The sequence below is a fragment of the Mesorhizobium sp. WSM4822 genome (genome assembly GCF_055811155.1).
The window spans coordinates 38,694-54,990 of sequence record NZ_JBVVQM010000001.1; the positions used below are offsets into that span (position 1 = coordinate 38,694).

The window sequence follows — 16,297 nt, forward strand, 5'->3', positions numbered from 1 at the left end:
CGACGGGAGAAGGAAAGATGAAGACGACGAGCTATTACCCGGTGCTGATGACCGGCGACGTCGCCGGCACGACGGCGTTCTATATCGAGCATTTTCGCTTCCAGCCGCTATTCGAAAGCGACTGGTATGTGCATCTGCAATCGGTGGAGGACAGAAGAGTCAATCTCGGCATCGTCCAGGGCGACCATGAAACGATCCCGGAAGAGGGGCGCGGCCGCGCGTCGGGCCTCCTGATCAACTTCGAGGTGAGGGACCCCGATGCGGTCTATGAACGGATCGTCGCGGCCGGGCTGCCGATCCTGCGCTCTCTACGCGACGAACCCTTCGGCCAGCGCCATTTCATCACCCGGGATCCCAATGGCGTGCTGATCGACGTGATCAAGCCGATTCCGCCGAGCGAGGCGTTTCTGGCGCAGTACGCGGAGGGGGCGGTGGGCACCTGAACGATGTTTTCGTGTTGGCTGTTTCCTACGCAATTTATGATCATCCGGTAATGCCAAGCCGAGAAAGGTTTGATTTCTGAGCAGATGTGCGATGCAATCATGCGAGTGCAGGTGGCGAGCGGACCATTGAATGACCGAAGATCTTGTCGATCGAATTTATGAAGCGGCGTTCGTCCCCGATTTATGGCCAGACGTCTTCGACAGGTTGAGCGAACTGTCGAACTCGGCCGGAGGCGGTATGGGTTTATTCGATGATCGGCTGGACCCGATGCTCATCGCGTCGGACCTGGTCCGGCCGATACTGGAGGGCATCTCTGCGGAAGGCGGGTTCAAGAGCAGCAGTGTCTCCCAACTCCTGCTGACGCTGCCCCCACCCTCGGAATTCGTCTACGACGCGGATTACTTCCCCAAGGAGGCGCTCGAGAACAATCGGACGCGGCTCGACCGGACGCTGCCATTGGGAATCGGTGGCGAAGTCGGTACGTTCATATCCCTGCCTACAGGCGAAGTTCTGTTGTTTACGATGGAGCGTTGGCTGACCAATGATCGGCCATCCCGAGACGAATTGGACCAGCTCAACCGCATGAGGCCACATCTGGCGCGCGCCGGCCTGATTGGTGCGCGCCTGCGGCTGGAACGAGCGCGCGCTACGACTACGGCGCTTGCGGCGATCGGCCTGCCGGCCGCGGTGATGACGAGCAGGGGACGCGTTCTGGCGACCAATCAACTGCTTGACGCTCTGCCCCTTGTGTTCGTGCCGACGGCCCGTGATGGGCTCGCCCTTGCCGATGCCAAGGCAAACAAGTTGTTTCAGCAGGCGATTGCAAGCGGGACTGGTGACGCTGCGTCGGGTCGCTCCGTGCCCATAGCGCCAAGCGAGAATAGCGAGGCCATGATCGTTCACCTCATCCCTCTTCGCCGTCTGGCGCACGAACTTCTCTCAGGCGCCGACATACTGATCGCAGCCACGGCTCTCAACCCGACGAATCTGGTGCCTTCGCCGACCATCCTGACGGGCCTTTTCGACCTCTCGCCGGCCGAGGCGCGATTGGCAGCGGCATTGGCATCGGGAGATAGCCTTGGTGTGGCGGCGACAAGCGCCAACATCACCTATCGCACGGCCAGCACGTATCTTGGTCGTATCTTCGACAAGACAGGCACGCATCATCAGGCGCAACTCGTGGCTCTCCTGAAGGGAGCCTATGTCCCCGTTGCTCCCTCGAAGGGAGAGTGAGCAACGGCGGCCTTAAAGTCTTTGTCTTGATACATGTCGTTGTCCCAGAACCGCGGCACACTTCTGGGTGACTGCACTAGCTTCGCGCAACCGGCATCACCGTCACCTGGCTGACGCCGGTGCGGCGCACCACGGTGCATTGTGTCTCGCGGCCGATGCGCTCGGCGTCGAGCACGCGCACCAGGTCGTCGACGCCGGTGACCGGGCGGCCGTCTATTGCGGCGATGATGTCGCCCTCCTTCAAGCCGGCCTTGGCCGCCGGGCCATCCTTCTCGACGCTGCGCAGCCGCACCGCGGTATTGGTCGACACTTGCGACAGGAGCGCGGCGCGTCGCGGCAGATTGACGGTGTCGGCCGAGACGCCGATGAAGGCCCGGCGCACGCGGCCGAAGCGGATGATCTCGGAAATGACGAAATTGGCGGTGTTGGAGGCAACCGCGAAGGCGATGCCTTGTGCGCCATGGATCATGGCGGTGTTGACGCCGATGACCTCGCCGGCCGACGATACCAGCGGTCCGCCGGAATTGCCGGGATTGAGCGCTGCGTCGGTCTGGATGACGTCGTCGATCAGCCGGCCGGTGGAGGCGCGCATCGAGCGGCCGAGCGCGGAGACGACGCCGGAGGTGACGGTCCATTCGAAACCGAGCGGGTTGCCGATTGCAATGGCGATCTGGCCGCGCCGCAGCCGCTTGGAATCGCCCAGCGGTGCGACGTCGGCAAAGCTGCCGTCGGCGCGCACCAGCGCGATGTCGGTGTCGGGATCGCGGCCAAGAACACGACCCTCTCTCGAGGCGCCGTCCGGCATCGAGACGCGCACTGTCCTGGCATCGCCGACGACATGGAAGTTGGTGACCACCAGCCCGTCCGGCGCAATGACGAAGCCGGAGCCATGGCCGCCCTGACCGCCAACGCGCTCGATGCGGCAGACGGCCGGACCAATGCGGTCGACCGCGTCGGCAACCGTCGTCGAATAGGCGTCGAGCAGCGTATCATCGGTTTGGAATTTGGCGGCGGCGAGGGCCATGGGAGGGCTCCGTGTGTTCAGGCTTGATCGTGACTATATGTGCGGAGCGGCTGGAACCGCAGCGACCTGACCAGATGGCCAGTCAAACCGGCAACTAGCCGTCAGGCGAGTACCCGCGGACGCGCTGTCGAGCGATATCTGGGGCATGGATGAACCCAGGAGACCATTATGAGCGATTTCAATCTGAGCGCGTTTTCGCAAGCCGTCGCCGATCTCGCCGCCAAGGCCGCGCCGGCAACGGCTGGATTCGCTACGCATCATCACCGCACGGCAAGCGCCTTCCACTGGCGTGACGGCTATTTCGTCACCGCTGAAGAGGCTGTCGAGGCCGGCGAGGAGATCGAACTGGTGTTGGCCTCGGGGGTAACGGTGAAGGCCGAGCTGGTTGGCCGCGACCCTTCGACCGGTGTTGCCCTGCTGAAGCCGGCGGAGGCCGTCAGCGCCGCGCCGTTGGCCAAGGCCGATGCGGTGCGGCCGGGCAACATCGCCATTGCCATCGGCAGCAGTGACGGTTCGGCTTTGGCTGTTTCGGGCTCGGTGGGCGAAGTCGGTCCGGCCTGGCGCTCGATGCGCGGCGGCACCATCGACCGGCGCATCAATCTTGCCGTCGGCGCCGGCGGCCGTTTCGAGGGCGGCCCGGTTCTCGACGCCAAGGGTGCGCTGATCGGCATGCTGTTGTTTGGACCGCGCCACCGGGCGCTGGTCATGCCTTACGAGACGATCGAGCGGGCGGTCGCGACCTTGCGCGAAAAGGGCCATGTCGCGCGCGGCTATCTCGGCGCCGGCCTGCATCCGGTACGCGACCGCGACGCGCAGGGCGCAATGGTGATGAGCCTCGATGACGAGGGTCCCGCCAAGGCCGCCGGTCTCTCTCTTGGCGATATCATCGTGGCGTGGAACGGTGAGGCGGTGCACGGCCCGCGGGACCTGATCCGCAGGCTCGGACCCGACAGTGCCGGCGCTTCGGTGACGCTCGGTGTCGTGCGCGGCGGCGAACAGCGCGATGTCGTGCTGACAATCGGCGAAAAGCCGCTGAGCTGAGGGCATCCATGGACACGCTCACCAGCGACAGGATCATGCATGACGGTGCCGTCTCGCGGCGGCTGGTGGTGCTGATTGCGCTTGGCGATGCGTCACGCGCCGAGCGCCTGGCGGCCTCGCTGGCCGCGAGCGATGACCTGCTGCCGGTCGTGGCCGGCGGTGGAAGAGCCGACGTCGCCATCGTTGACGACAGCATTGCTGATGGCGTGCCGGCCCTCATTCCACGGGTGCTGCTGACCGGACGCGCTGGCGGCGAGCGGCCCGCCGGTGAGGTGCTGGCCGTGATGTCCGCTGGCGCGGAGGATTTGTTGATCGCCGCGGCGGCGCGGCTGGCCGCGGCCGGCTATCGCGTCTCGGGCGAGCGCGGAAGCGGACGCCATGAGGATTTCCGTGCCGGCGATGGCGAGCCGTTCGAGGAGGAGGCCTCCGACGAGCATGCCGCCCGCCCAACGCTGTCGCCGCGCGAGGCGGAAGTGTTGGCGCTGCTGGCCGAGGGCGCCCCAAACAAGGTGATCGCGCGGCGGCTGAACATTTCGGTGCACACCGCGAAGTTCCATGTCGCCGCAATCCTGATCAAGCTCGGCGCCGCCAACCGCACCGACGCGATTGCCATTGCGATGCGCCAAGGGCTGGTGCTGGTTTAGCCATAAACCCTACGCTGCGTAACGCGGTGTCCAGCGTGTCGGGTCTTGCGCTGCGGTCGCCTGCCGCGCAAAGGTTTGCGCCTGTTGTGTTGCAAGGGAGGCGCAAGGAAATGTCGCTCAAGGGAAAGACGCTGTTCATCTCCGGCGGGTCGCGCGGCATCGGGCTGGCGATCGCGCTGCGCGCGGCGCGCGACGGCGCCAATGTGACGATCGCGGCCAAGACCGCCGAACCGCATCCGAAGCTGCCGGGCACGATTTATAGCGCTGCCGAAGAGATCGAGCAGGCTGGCGGCAAGGCGCTGCCTGTTTTGTGCGACATCCGCGAGGAGGCGCAGGTGGCCGAGGCGGTCGCCAGGACCGTGGAAAAATTCGGCGGCATCGACATCTGCGTCAACAATGCCAGCGCCATCCAACTCACCGGCACGCTCGAGACCGACATGAAACGCTACGATCTGATGCATCAGATCAACACGCGCGGTACCTTCCTGGTCTCGAAAATGTGCATTCCTCACCTGAAGTTGGCGCAAAATCCTCACATCCTGAATCTGGCGCCGCCGCTCGACATGAAGGCCAAGTGGTTCAGGAATCACGTCGCCTACACCATGGCCAAGTTCGGCATGTCGATGTGCACGCTGGGCATGAGTGCGGAGTTCGCCAAGGACGGCATCGCCGTCAATTCACTGTGGCCGATCTCGACCATCGACACGGCGGCGGTGCGCAATCTGCTCGGCGGCGCGACGGTGGCGGCGATGAGCCGTTTGCCCGACATCATGGCCGACGCCGCGCATGCCATCTTCATGCGCCCGGCGCGCGAGACAACAGGTAATTTCTACATCGACGAGGAGGTGCTGCGCGCCGAGGGCGTCAGCGACTTTTCAGCCTATGCGCCAGGTGCGACAGGGCCTCTGGCCGGTGACTTTTTTGTCCCTGACGAGGTGTTTGCCCGCACGGACAGCAAGATCAAGAGCATCTACTAGATCTGCGTCATTGTGAGCGTCGAGCTAAGCCGTCCGCCGTGGCTGAGCCACGGCAAAGCCTAGTTCAAACAAAGCGATAGTGCGCAAACCCTGCCGGGGTGATTCAAGGTCCGGCAGGCGCTTGCTTACGCCTCATCCTTCTTGCCTTTGCCGAGGCCCATCAGCCGGTCGATATAGGCGAGCATGAGGGCCGAGACGACGAAGGCGAGATGGATGATGGTCAGCCACATCAGCTGGTCGGTCGTGTAGGTCGACGAGTTCAAAAACACCTGCAAAAGGTGGATGGACGAGATGGCGACGATGGTCGAGGCAACCTTGACCTTCAGCGAGCCGACATCGATGGTGCCCAGCCAGTGCACGCCACCCTCCTGGTCGTCGAAGCGGCTGACGAAGTTCTCGTAGCCCGAGATGATGACCATCACCACCAGCGAGGCAACCAGTGCGGCATCGATCAGGCCGAGCATCTTGAGGATAGTGTCGGTGTCACCGAGCGTGAACGCCAGGGTAATGAACTCATAAAGCTTCTTGCCGAATGACAGCGCATAGACGGCCAATGCCAGGGCCAGGCCGATATAGAAAACGACGAGCAACCAGCGTGAAGCGAGAATGATCGATTCGATGGCGAGTTCGAGACGCTTCATGGGATGATTCCGGCTGGTTATCTCTCAGACAATGGCCGTATTCGGCCAGGCCGCCACCGTTTGCAAGACAAAAAACCCCGCCGAACAAGGTCCGGCGGGGTTCAATGCGTCCCGCTGGAGTCGGGACGGGGCAGGGAACGCCCAGCCCCGAATCTGGGGTGGCTGGGCCCGCGATTCAATGAGCCGTGTCTAATGCCCGTACAATTCTTGTTGAACCCGTCACATCCATCCATCCCCGGCGGTGCCGGGGATGGATGTTTCTCGTGCCGATTCCACAAACCGGGTCATGGTTTTGAAATCATGACCTAATTGTTGCTGGCCACAGGTGCCACCAGCGAGGTGATGCGGCGAATGCCGACGCGCCGGTTCTCGCGGTTCGGCGCCGACGTATTGACCTTCAGATACTCCTCGCCATAGCCCTGTGTCGTCAGGTTCTCCGGCGGGATGCCGAAGGCGTTGGTCAAGGCCTCGGCCACCGATTCTGCGCGGCGATCGGAAAGAGCCAGGTTAGCCTCCGGTGTGCCGACGGCGTCGGTGTGACCTTCGATCAGGAAGGTCTCGGCCGGGTTCTTCTTCAACAGCTTCTCCATTGCGGTGGCGACGCCCTCGAGCTTCTGCACCTCGGTGTCGGAGATCGAGGCCGAGCCGAATTCGAAGTTGAGCGTGTCGAGATCGACGCGCCGTGCAATGTCGCGCACGCGTGCCGAACGTTTGACCTCGTCGATCGAGTAGAGGCGCTGGACCTTCTCCACCGGTGGCTGTTCGAGGAAGGTGTAGTAGTCGTCCGGATCTTCGACATCCTCGGAGTCCAGAATGTACTCCTCGCGCGGGATTGTCAGCCGCATCGGCGGCAGATCATCGCCGGGATCGCGCCAGTCGCTGTCGTCCTCATAGTGCCGCTCATCGACATAGCTCAGCACATATTCGCGTCCATCCGGCGCAATGCGCGAACGCTGGATCACGTCGCCATAGCGGTTGCGGATGGTGACGATCTGAACACCGTTGTCACGCTCGACGATTTCCCGGGTGCGGTCGCCCGACAGATCCTCATAGTAGACGTTCCTGGCGCCGCGGGTCATGCGCGGGGCGTCATTGCTCTCGACGAATGTCTGGTTGTTGAACTGCAGGATGACGCGGTCGCCGAGTTCCCTGACGACGTCGACGCCTTTCGGACGCCGGCGGTCACGGACGTTCTCATCGGGCGCACGCTCTACGCGCGTGCCCTTTTCCTCGGTCACCGGCGCGATCTTCTCGGGCTTGATCTCCTGTTGTGCGGCCCTGTCGTCGGTGGGCGGCGGACCTTGGTCGATGGGAGCAGCCACCGGCTTGCGGCCCTGATCGCCACCTTGCTGGGCATTTTGCCCGCCATTCTGCTGCTCGCCATCCTGGGGGACGATCTTGTCGCCCTGCTTGCGGCCGCCTCTGCGCTCGGCGTCCTTCTGGCTGTCCAGGATGGGAGCGGCGTTTGGATCGGCCGGTGCTTCGCCTTGCACCGGGTTTTCGCCCTGTGCCGGTGCTGCCGTCTCACCATTGGCCGGTTGTTCGCCGGTGGCTGGCTGTTCGGCTGTGGCCGGCTGCTCGCCAACAGGTTTCCTGACACGCTTCTTCGTCGTGTCCTGGGGCTGCTCGCCCTGGGCCGCGGGCTGTTCGCCGGCAGGGGCCGTCGCCTCTCCAGCGGGAGCCTCTTTCGGTGCCGGGGCGACTTCAGGTTGGGCCTGCTGGTCCTGCCTGTTCTTCTTGCGCGGCTTGGTCTGCTCGCCGGGCTGGTTGTCGTTGGCTGGTTCCGCCTGGTTGGCCGGCGCCTGCTCGGTTTGCTGCTGCTGGTCGCGCTTCTTCCTGCGTGGCTGCTGTTCCTCGGCTGGCGCTGCCTGTTCGGCCGGCGCCTGCTCGGTCTGCTGCTGCTGGTCGCGCTTCTTCCTGCGCGGCTGCTGTTCCTCGGCTGGCGCGGCCTGTTCGGCCGGCGCCTGCTCGGTTTGCTGCTGCTGGTCGCGCTTCTTCCTGCGCGGCTGCTGTTCCTCGGCCGGAGCGGCCTGTTCGGCCGGCGCCTGCTCAGCCTGCTGCTGCTGGTCGCGCTTCTTCCGGCGTGGCTGCTGCTCCTCGGCGGGCTGTTCGCTCTGGGCAGGCGCGGCCTGCTGTTCAGGCTCGGCCTTCTTGCGCTCGCGCTTCTGTTCGGGTTCCGCCTGCTGCTGTTGTGCGCAGGCTTCGCCTTCGGCGCATGCTGCTTGCGCCAGGATGAATGGGGCTGCCGTGCGCTGGGCAAGGCCGGACGCGACACTTCCCTGAAGCGGGAACGCGCCCAACGGCGCGGATGCCATAAGCAGGCCGAGTGCCGTGCCTGCCAGAATCCGTGGTTGGCGTTTCATCGAAATTCTCCTTGTGGGGTCCCATCCTTGCCGAAACCGATCTTGTGCCGATTGGTTCCAGTCTGGCACGGATAGAGGCCGTACGGGGCGATTGACCGACCTTTTGAAGGCAACTTCATGTCATTCACCTGGCGGTAGCCGCAATTTGCGACCATTGCCGCGCTTGACCTTGCCCGCGGCTGGGGCCACATCCCGGAAATGGAAACGCCATTCTGGAAAACCAAGGCGCTGGAGGCGATGAGCCCGGCCGAGTGGGAATCGCTGTGCGACGGCTGCGGTAAATGCTGCCTTTCGAAGCTTGAGGACGAGGACACCGGCGAGATATACTGGACCAGCGTCGGCTGTCGGCTGTTCGATGCCGAGACCTGCCGCTGTTCGGACTACGTCAACCGGCTGGCGCGCGTTCCCGACTGCGTCGGGCTGACGCCACAGAATGTGCGAACCATCAGCTGGCTGCCCAGCACCTGTGCCTATCGGCTGGTGGCCGAGGGCCGCGACCTCTACTGGTGGCACCGGCTGGTGTCGGGCAGCGCCGAGACCGTGCATGAAGCCGGCATCTCGATGCGCGGCCGGGTCAAGGCGAGCGAAACCGATCTTGCCGAGCCGGAAGACTATTTTGACTATGTGCTGGACGAGGAGCCGTAGGACCAGCGGCGGTGAGCAAGAGCCTGGCGTTTGAAGACATTCGGCCAATCCGCGGGGTCGGAACCGGGCGCCGAGTCAGGCGTTCTGGCCTTCACCGAGGGCTGGGGACGACGGCGAATGGCGGGAACTTTCCTTTTCCCGCCATATGAACCGGAGATGAACGGCAGGTTCGTAAAGAGTTCAGACAGGCAGGCGCATTCTCCCACCATCGGTTCACGAGGACGGGCGAAGGCCCGCAAAAAGGAGAGAAGACGATGTTCAACACGATCAAGACGGCAGCCCTTTCGGCCCTGGTCGGTCTCGGCACGCTGGCGGCCGTTCCCGCTCACGCCGACAGCCTCTATCTCGGCTTCGGCAACAACAACGACCCGCGTTTCGGCGTCTATACCGGTGACGACGGTTATCGCCATCGCCGTGACGAGCGCCGTGGCAACTGGCGCCGTGGCTGCTCGCCGGACCGCGCCCTCGACAAGGCCGAACGCATGGGCCTCCACCGCGTCCGGATCGTCGACGTCAACCGTCGTACGGTAAAAGTGGCGGGCCGCCAGGATGGCGACCGTGTCGTGGTGGTGTTCGCCAATGAGCGCGGCTGCCCGGTCATCTATCGCTAAGCTCGGGTTTGGCCGATCAAGAGGCATGATCCTCTGCAAGGATCAGCCGGCGGCATGATCTTCTACGAAGATCAGCCGGGAGACACAATCTTCTGCGAAGATTGGTCTGGACTAGCCGAGCCCCTTTCCGTTTGAAGGGTGTGGCTCGAAAAAACCCGCGGGAGCAATCCCGCGGGTTTTTTCATGCACGCTATTGGTTGATGATTGCCGTGGCCAGGCTCAGCCACGGATCGTCAGAGCCGCTTATTTCAGTTCGAAGGTGACGGTGACCTGCACATTGTAGGCGTTCTCACCGGCCTGTACCGGAGCCGCGCCGGCCGCGGCATCGAAGGCTTTGGCATTGATCGGCATCGGCGCCGGCCTGATGTTCTGGTCTGTGATCTCGAGCACCCGGCCCAGGCTGACGCCGGCGGCTTCGGCCAGCGTCTTGGCCTTGGCCATGGCGTCGGCGACCGCCTTCTTGCGCGCCTCGGTGACCGTGGCTGCCGGGTTGTCATTGGTGAAGGCAATGCCGCCGCCCTGGTTGACGCCCAGCGACACCGCCTTGTCGAGGACCTCGCCTGTCTTGTCGACGTCGCGCACCCGCACCGAAAGCGTGTTGGTCACCTGGTAGGCGACGAGTTCGGCTTCCTGACTGCCGTCCGGCTTGTTGGTGTAGTTGTAGCGCGGGTTGATCTGGATGCCAGCGGTCTGCAGATCGCGGTCCTTGATGCCGGCGGACTTCATCGCCGCGATCACGGCGGCCATGGCGTCATTGTTGGCATCGAGCGCGGCGCGCGCGGTTTTGGCCTCGCGCATGACGCTCAGCGTCAGGACCGCCAGATCAGGGGCTACGGTTGCTTCGCCTTCGCCCGACACGATGATGCGGGGCGGCGTCGGCAGATCGGTGGCTCCAGCCATCGCCGGAAAAGCGATTGCAGTGGCGAGCGCGAGAGGCAAAAGATGTCTGGTCATGAAAATCTCCTTGGTCTGCGATCAAGTCGCAAGGGGTCGCGTAGAGCGCGATTATGGGTTGATTTGGGCGATCTGCGGAAGCCCGTCGGGAAAGCCTTGTGCCGCGATGCGAAAAACATTAATCCAGCCCGCGTGGGGCCTGTAGCTCAATGGTTAGAGCCGGCGGCTCATAACCGCTTGGTTGGGGGTTCGAGTCCCTCCGGGCCCACCATGACCTTTGATTGTATTGGCAAAAATTGCCCTGGGCCCAAAACTTTTTGGGCCCATTATGGGCCCAAAGCAAAGAGCGCGGTCCCGGTTTGTTCCGACTCGATTTGATTATCTGACGATGCGGAGGTTTGCCCGCCGTTTCATGGCGTCGCGTTTGGTCTCGCGATCGTTGATGGCACGGGCAATATCGACCGCAATCCGCTTCTTGTTAGCCTCGCGGACATATTCGTCTGTCACGACCATCGATGAGTGGCCCATCGCCTCCATGATGGCGCGTGCTTGGATGTTGCACTCAGCGAGGTAAGTGCCGAAGGTACGGCGCAGGCCATGAAGCGTGTAACCGCTGGGGATTCCGGCCTGCCGGGTCCAGTGCTGCATCATGCCCGTCAGGCTTTTTTCAGAAAATGACCTGCTATACGCGTTTTTTAAGACGGTGCCGCCTTGCGATCGATCAAGCGGCTCCAAGACCGCTGCTAGCTTGTCTACGACTGGGATGAACATCTCGCGCCCGCCGTGGCGGTTGCGGTTCTTCTTCTGTCGGAAATCAAAGGCCTCGATTAGCACCAGCGAGCCGTCGAACAGCTCGATCTCTTCGGTTAGAAGATCATCCCACGCAAGCGCAGCGATATCGCCGCGACGATTTCCAAGCCAGAAGCCGAGTGCATAGCAAGTGCGTGCCGGGGTGCCGATAGGATGCCGCTCCTCGAACCTTTCGCGCATCGCGATTGGCCAAGCCGGGTTCTTGGTCGACTTAGGCACTCGCACGCGGATGGACAACGAGGGATCATCCTGCGGCTTTATCCATTTTTCGATGTCGGTCGCGACCCATACAAGCTTCTTTATGGCCACCAACATGTGTTTGGCGACCGTACGGTTTGTTCTGAAGATGCCTTCAATTATGGCGCGAAGCCGATCCGCGTCGAGGTGTTCGACTGGCGTTTCGCGCCACGTCAGCGGATAGGCAGGATCGACGTGCAGGCTGAGAAAGCGCTCGATCAGTCGCGCATTCTTCCGCTGCGTTGCTTCATCAAAATCCAGCCACTCCATCGTGGTCTCAAGTCGACGCGCGGCATGGCCAAACGTTTTTGGCAGTGCCCGACCGGGCAAATCTATAATAACTGCATTCTTATGTTGGCCCTGCGTGGCCTTTTCGTAAGCCACCTCGAACTCGGGATCTCCTGGCTTACCGGGAAGGTGGATTTCAGGCATGCCTTTTGCACGGTAGCGATAAACCACCTTGCCATTCTTGAGACGCGAAGAGAGCCCAGGATAGCGCGCGTCCTTGAAGGGCCTAGCCATCAACTTTCCTTCCAGACTTCTGCCGCCGCTGATCAACTCGCGGGGAGTTCTCCAGCATCGCTTGTAGCGAAAGGGTTTTACTTTGGATGGCAACGCGCAGGAGCACCGGGTAGGGGAACCCTCTGCCTTGCTCTATGCCTTCCAAGGTGCGCTTCGGTATTCCCAGCGCCTTGGCCGCGGCTTCGGCAGTGACCGCGCCCTTGGCCCGCCAAGCTTTCACTTCTTGCGCAAGTTTCTCATTCTCGTTCACACTATGCCTTCCGAACAAAGTAACATTGTACTACGCCTGCAGCGTACAGACAACGAGCGTAGTGTCTACCTTTTTTCTAGGTCCCGTTTGCTTCGTTCCAACAGCTCTTGAAGGCCGCTATCTTTGTCCGGCAAAGAAGTGAAAGCTATGTCCAGAGCTATACGATCCCAGACGGCACGGCTGTTGATGCGCTTAGGCTTGGGCATCCGCCCATCGGCAACCATCTCGTCAAAAAGCGTCGATCCGACACCGACGTAACGAGCTGCTTCCTCGCGCGATAGCCCTCGTGGGGCATACGAGATTGCGTCACTCTTCATGGACGCTGCCTCGGCCCTAAGAATCCTGGGTTGTAGGTATCGAAGCACACAGTTTGTTGCCATTTCGCAGCTATGGGATCGTGCGCTTAAAATAAGAAGAGCCTCGGTAAGCGGAAGCGGCCTGACTAGTTCGTGCGGCGTAAACTGGCAATAACGGTGGGAACTGTGGATCAAGGGAGGGATCAAGGGAGGGAAGCTGGTTGTGCTGCAGGTCAGTGCACCCCTCGCCGGGAATGGCGATCAGAGAGCCACCAGAGTCCGTTTGGGGTCGAGAACTGCCTAGCCGCTTCGCTGAGCCAAGATGAGAAAAGCACTGCATCTAATAAGCACTGCATCTAAGTTGTAGAGATCTCCAAAATCCTGCCCTACAAGCCGACGTGTGCTCTATGCACCGTGCTCGGCGGGCAGACCAAAAGACTGGAGACATTGAGAACGCTCCAGGGATCGCCTTTGGCGACCCGCAGGCCAATGACGGACGGCATGACGAGCTCCATTCATCGGCGCCGGAATTGTACTGGAGCCGTCATCCGCGAAGTGCCAGGCCATGTCGTAATCATACGCCGGAACGAAAACGGAATAGCCCAGAACGATTCGTCTTAGACGTCGCATTCGCGACCTCCGAAAGCGACAGCTCTGTCCAACCGACCTCCCTGAATTCGCGTTAGGTAAGCGAGCCGGCGCCAACCGATGCACCCGCGCTATGCTCATGACACTCTTTAGCAGCGACTTTCTGTATGGGAATGACTCAAGAGCGAAGAAGCAACTTGTGTGAATCTAAAGAGCACATCTATAACCGCTCGGGGCAGTTCAATCCAAAGATTGAATCGGAGGGCATGCATTGTCGGTTGTGACGTCGTTACTTACGATCCCTGACGCCGCAGGGGGCGGCAAGGTCGCCATCGAGCGGTTGGATTATCAGACTGCCTGGGGTCTATCGCGGGCGATGGTGCTCCACTCTGGCGGTGAACCATACGCCGTCGGATTCGAGTTCCATGATGATATCGTCGAGCTGAAGGGCTCAGACAGCTCCGACAAGGCTTCCTTCTACCAGGTCAAGACCGACAAGGCCAAAGACTGGACGCTGAACAGGATCGCGGCGAGGAAGAAGGTAAAGGGCGTCCACACCCCTTCGTTTGCATGGCGGATGTTCGAGAACCGGAAGAAGTTTGGCGCGGTCGCACAACGCCTGGTTTTCGTCAGCAACCAGCCGTGTCCGGCGCTCGGGAACGATCACAAGGACTATTCCTTCACGGCCGCTCCCAAGAAGGACCTCGAATCCTTCCTCAAGTCACTGCAGGCAGAAGAAGGCTCGTTCAAGGAAGAGCATCTGAGCCTCTTCAGCTTCTCATACTCGCCGTTCAACCTCGGGAGCTTCGACAAGGCCCTACTTGGCGAGGTTACCACGTTCATCCACCATGAGACGGGCCTCGACAACATCGGCCCGAGGGCGTTCGCTCTCATGCTCGTCGACCAGTGCCGCAGGCGGTCGAGGCAGCTCTCGGACATAAGCGACCTTCCGGCGCTGCTGAAATCGAAGTTCGTGACCCGGGTGGACATGGAGCAGTGGCTCAAGGAATTGAAGGATAAGAATGAGAACCGGGTGCAATGGTCTGAGGTCTCGGGCTGGTTTGCCAGCATCACCGAGGCACAAGCGATCAAGCCGCACTTCTTCTCCTACGATATCGAGCGCAAGAGCAGGCTTGGCGCGTCTGCCCTGAAGTTCCAAGGCGACGTGAAGAAGCTGGTCGTGCCGCATATGGATACAGGCAGATCTCTGATGGAAATGCTCGACGCCGCGCTTCCGGAGGTCCGGAAGATCGCATCCCATTGGTCAAGCGACGGGCTCCTGTCCAATGACTACCTGAGGGCGATCATGCTCTACGAGTACTGTTATGTCGGATAGTGCCAGGTTCCGACTCCTCGTCCGTAATCTGAGAAAGCGACAGAATGAAAAACTTGCGCTTCGAGAAGTTAGAGCTCCTGTCGACGATCGAGAAGAGAGCGAAGACGGTGGAGTTCCACCCTCGGTTGACGGTGATCAACGGCGAGAATGACGTCGGCAAATCCTCGGTCATAAAGAGCCTGTATTGGGCGTTCGGCGCATCGACCAAGACCCACCCGTCCTGGAAGAGTGCGAAGGTGAAGGCGCTCGTGACCTTCACTGTCGACGGAAACCGTCATTTCATTCTCCGCGACGGTTCCAGGATCGCGCTGTTCGATAAGGACTCAAAGGTGATGCTGTCGACCACGAGCATCACCTCAGAGCTGGGACCCGCCTTTGCCGAATTGGTGAACTTCCGGCTGGTCCTTACCGACAAGAATGGCTCGTCAGGGACGCCGCCTCCGGCCTTCGCCCTGCTGCCGTTCTACATCGATCAGGACAACGGCTGGGGCCAGACGCTGGAATCGTTCGACAACATCCAGCAATACCCCGGCGTCCGCAAAAGCGTCGTCGAGTTCCATTCCGGTATCCGCTCCAACGAATTTTACGAACTGACCGCCGAAAAGCGGAAGGCCATGATCGAACGGGATGAGGTCGGGCGCGACAAGAAGGCCGTCGAAAACGCCATCGCAAAGCTTGGCCTGGAACCTGATTTCACGGGTCTGGAACTGAATAGAGTCGAACATGAGGCTTCCATCGAGCAACTGCTCCTGCGCTTCCGGACGTTGAGGGACGCACGACAGCGACGTGCCGCAGAGCTGACCGTCCTGGTTGACGAACGCTCGATAGTCCGCGAGCAAATGGAAATCGCAACCGCCGCCGCGAAGGAATTCGACGAGGATTTCCGCTGGGTGTCGAAAGTGGACGACAGCGAGATAATGTGTCCGACCTGCGGTACGGTCCACCAGAACAATTTCGCCAACAAATTTGCCATCGTCGACGACAGCGAGGCCTGTTCCGATTTCGTCAGCGACTGTCTCGAGCGCATGAGGATTATCGCATCCAAGGCGAAAGTGATCGAGAACTCCATGCTGGAGGCCGACCACACCATGGAGGAGATTTCGCGAATCCTCGCGCACAAGCGGGGCGACCTCACCCTTGAGGACGTGATAAAGGCCGAAAGCCGGAGGAGCGCCCGGGCTATGCTGGACGCCCAGGTGTTCGAACTTTCGGAACAGATGGCCGGCATCGCAGGCCACATCGCGGCGGCCGATGACAAGCTCAAGGAATTCGAGAAGGGTTCCCGGAAGCGCAAGAAGGAGATCGAGGCCTTTTACGCGGCTGAGATGCTGAACTTCCTCAATGCCTTGGCGGTACAGAACATTGACCACGACTCGGTGACGAAGATCGACCGGAAAATCAACGACACAGGCAGCGACCTACCGCGCGCGGTCCTGTCGTACCATCTCGCCCTGATGCGAACCATTTTCAAGTTCTCGACGGCTCTCACGGCGCCGATGGTTATCGACAGCCCCAACCAGCAGGACCAGGATGCCGGAAACGTCGCGGCGATGATCTCGCTGATCGTGGAAAGCCGCCCCCAGGACGGACAGACGATCCTTGGGACCGTTTCGCTCCACGATCAGGAGATCGTTGACGGCAAGGTCATAACCTTTCACGAGAAGGGTGCCGTGCTCACCGCTGACAGATATGGCTCCGTAGCGGCCAGCTTCCGACCATTTCTTGACCAGATGACCTAGGC

16 protein-coding genes and 1 tRNA gene are annotated in these 16,297 nt (G+C 61.5%); 10 read left to right on the forward strand and 7 right to left on the reverse strand.

Going from position 1 to position 16,297, the window contains the following annotated elements; translation table 11 throughout:
• The first annotated feature begins 17 nt into the window (after nucleotides 1–17).
• Nucleotides 18–443, forward strand: coding sequence for a VOC family protein (locus AC0L3E_RS00220; protein ID WP_127270139.1), 426 nt, complete (start codon nucleotides 18–20; stop codon nucleotides 441–443).
• 130 nt (nucleotides 444–573) lie between these two features.
• The gene (locus AC0L3E_RS00225) at nucleotides 574–1,677 is read left to right on the forward strand and encodes a helix-turn-helix transcriptional regulator (RefSeq protein WP_128307549.1); all 1,104 of its coding nucleotides are present in this window, start codon (nucleotides 574–576) and stop codon (nucleotides 1,675–1,677) included.
• Nucleotides 1,678–1,753: 76 nt separating this feature from the next.
• Here AC0L3E_RS00225 and AC0L3E_RS00230 read toward each other — a convergent pair whose 3' ends face one another.
• On the reverse strand, nucleotides 1,754–2,701 hold the full coding sequence (locus AC0L3E_RS00230; RefSeq protein WP_352582650.1) for a S1C family serine protease: 948 nt from the start codon (nucleotides 2,699–2,701) through the stop codon (nucleotides 1,754–1,756).
• Between the two features lie 168 nt (nucleotides 2,702–2,869).
• Between AC0L3E_RS00230 and AC0L3E_RS00235 the strand changes: the two genes are divergently transcribed.
• The 3 genes from AC0L3E_RS00235 to AC0L3E_RS00245 all read left to right on the forward strand — a co-directional run bounded on the left by AC0L3E_RS00235 (nucleotide 2,870) and on the right by AC0L3E_RS00245 (nucleotide 5,363).
• The gene (locus tag AC0L3E_RS00235) at nucleotides 2,870–3,742 is read left to right on the forward strand and encodes a S1C family serine protease (RefSeq protein ID WP_473603856.1); all 873 of its coding nucleotides are present in this window, start codon (nucleotides 2,870–2,872) and stop codon (nucleotides 3,740–3,742) included.
• An 8-nt stretch (nucleotides 3,743–3,750) separates the two neighbouring features.
• Nucleotides 3,751–4,386: a helix-turn-helix transcriptional regulator gene (locus AC0L3E_RS00240; RefSeq protein ID WP_128364826.1), complete on the forward strand. Its 636-nt coding sequence runs from the start codon at nucleotides 3,751–3,753 to the stop codon at nucleotides 4,384–4,386.
• A gap of 110 nt (nucleotides 4,387–4,496) precedes the next feature.
• Nucleotides 4,497–5,363 carry an SDR family oxidoreductase gene (locus AC0L3E_RS00245; RefSeq protein WP_127326308.1) on the forward strand — a complete coding sequence of 289 codons (867 nt, stop codon included), beginning with the start codon at nucleotides 4,497–4,499 and terminating at the stop codon, nucleotides 5,361–5,363.
• A 125-nt stretch (nucleotides 5,364–5,488) separates the two neighbouring features.
• On the opposite strand, the gene AC0L3E_RS00250 is transcribed toward AC0L3E_RS00245, so the two are convergent.
• Nucleotides 5,489–6,004: a TIGR00645 family protein gene (locus tag AC0L3E_RS00250; RefSeq protein ID WP_127269030.1), complete on the reverse strand. Its 516-nt coding sequence runs from the start codon at nucleotides 6,002–6,004 to the stop codon at nucleotides 5,489–5,491.
• Between the two features lie 305 nt (nucleotides 6,005–6,309).
• Nucleotides 6,310–8,367, reverse strand: coding sequence for an OmpA family protein (locus AC0L3E_RS00255; RefSeq protein ID WP_473603857.1), 2,058 nt, complete (start codon nucleotides 8,365–8,367; stop codon nucleotides 6,310–6,312).
• Between the two features lie 198 nt (nucleotides 8,368–8,565).
• Here AC0L3E_RS00255 and AC0L3E_RS00260 point away from each other — a divergent pair, with 198 nt between their 5' ends.
• Entirely contained in the window at nucleotides 8,566–9,012 is a 447-nt protein-coding gene (locus AC0L3E_RS00260) for a YcgN family cysteine cluster protein (protein WP_127318366.1), read from the forward strand.
• A gap of 254 nt (nucleotides 9,013–9,266) precedes the next feature.
• The gene (locus tag AC0L3E_RS00265) at nucleotides 9,267–9,623 is read left to right on the forward strand and encodes a hypothetical protein (RefSeq protein WP_127326311.1); all 357 of its coding nucleotides are present in this window, start codon (nucleotides 9,267–9,269) and stop codon (nucleotides 9,621–9,623) included.
• Nucleotides 9,624–9,866: 243 nt separating this feature from the next.
• On the opposite strand, the gene AC0L3E_RS00270 is transcribed toward AC0L3E_RS00265, so the two are convergent.
• Complete coding sequence (locus AC0L3E_RS00270) at nucleotides 9,867–10,577, reverse strand: SIMPL domain-containing protein (protein ID WP_128307554.1); 711 nt, start codon at nucleotides 10,575–10,577, stop codon at nucleotides 9,867–9,869.
• Nucleotides 10,578–10,712: 135 nt separating this feature from the next.
• On the opposite strand from AC0L3E_RS00270, the gene AC0L3E_RS00275 reads away from it, so the two are divergent.
• Nucleotides 10,713–10,788, forward strand: a tRNA-Ile gene (locus AC0L3E_RS00275).
• 107 nt (nucleotides 10,789–10,895) lie between these two features.
• Here the strand turns inward: AC0L3E_RS00275 and AC0L3E_RS00280 are convergent.
• The 3 genes from AC0L3E_RS00280 to AC0L3E_RS00290 form a co-directional block, all read right to left on the reverse strand.
• Nucleotides 10,896–12,086: a tyrosine-type recombinase/integrase gene (locus AC0L3E_RS00280; protein ID WP_473603858.1), complete on the reverse strand. Its 1,191-nt coding sequence runs from the start codon at nucleotides 12,084–12,086 to the stop codon at nucleotides 10,896–10,898.
• The gene (locus AC0L3E_RS00285) at nucleotides 12,079–12,336 is read right to left on the reverse strand and encodes a helix-turn-helix domain-containing protein (RefSeq protein ID WP_473603859.1); all 258 of its coding nucleotides are present in this window, start codon (nucleotides 12,334–12,336) and stop codon (nucleotides 12,079–12,081) included. Before AC0L3E_RS00285 ends, AC0L3E_RS00280 begins: the two co-directional genes overlap by 8 nt.
• Nucleotides 12,337–12,401: 65 nt before the next feature.
• Entirely contained in the window at nucleotides 12,402–12,653 is a 252-nt protein-coding gene (locus AC0L3E_RS00290) for a helix-turn-helix transcriptional regulator (protein WP_473603860.1), read from the reverse strand.
• 847 nt (nucleotides 12,654–13,500) lie between these two features.
• Between AC0L3E_RS00290 and AC0L3E_RS00295 the strand changes: the two genes are divergently transcribed.
• Nucleotides 13,501–14,556 (forward strand): dsDNA nuclease domain-containing protein, encoded by a 1,056-nt coding sequence (locus AC0L3E_RS00295; protein ID WP_473604357.1) that lies wholly within the window; start codon nucleotides 13,501–13,503, stop codon nucleotides 14,554–14,556.
• A gap of 44 nt (nucleotides 14,557–14,600) precedes the next feature.
• Nucleotides 14,601–16,295: a hypothetical protein gene (locus AC0L3E_RS00300; protein ID WP_473603861.1), complete on the forward strand. Its 1,695-nt coding sequence runs from the start codon at nucleotides 14,601–14,603 to the stop codon at nucleotides 16,293–16,295.
• Nucleotides 16,296–16,297 lie beyond the last annotated feature (2 nt).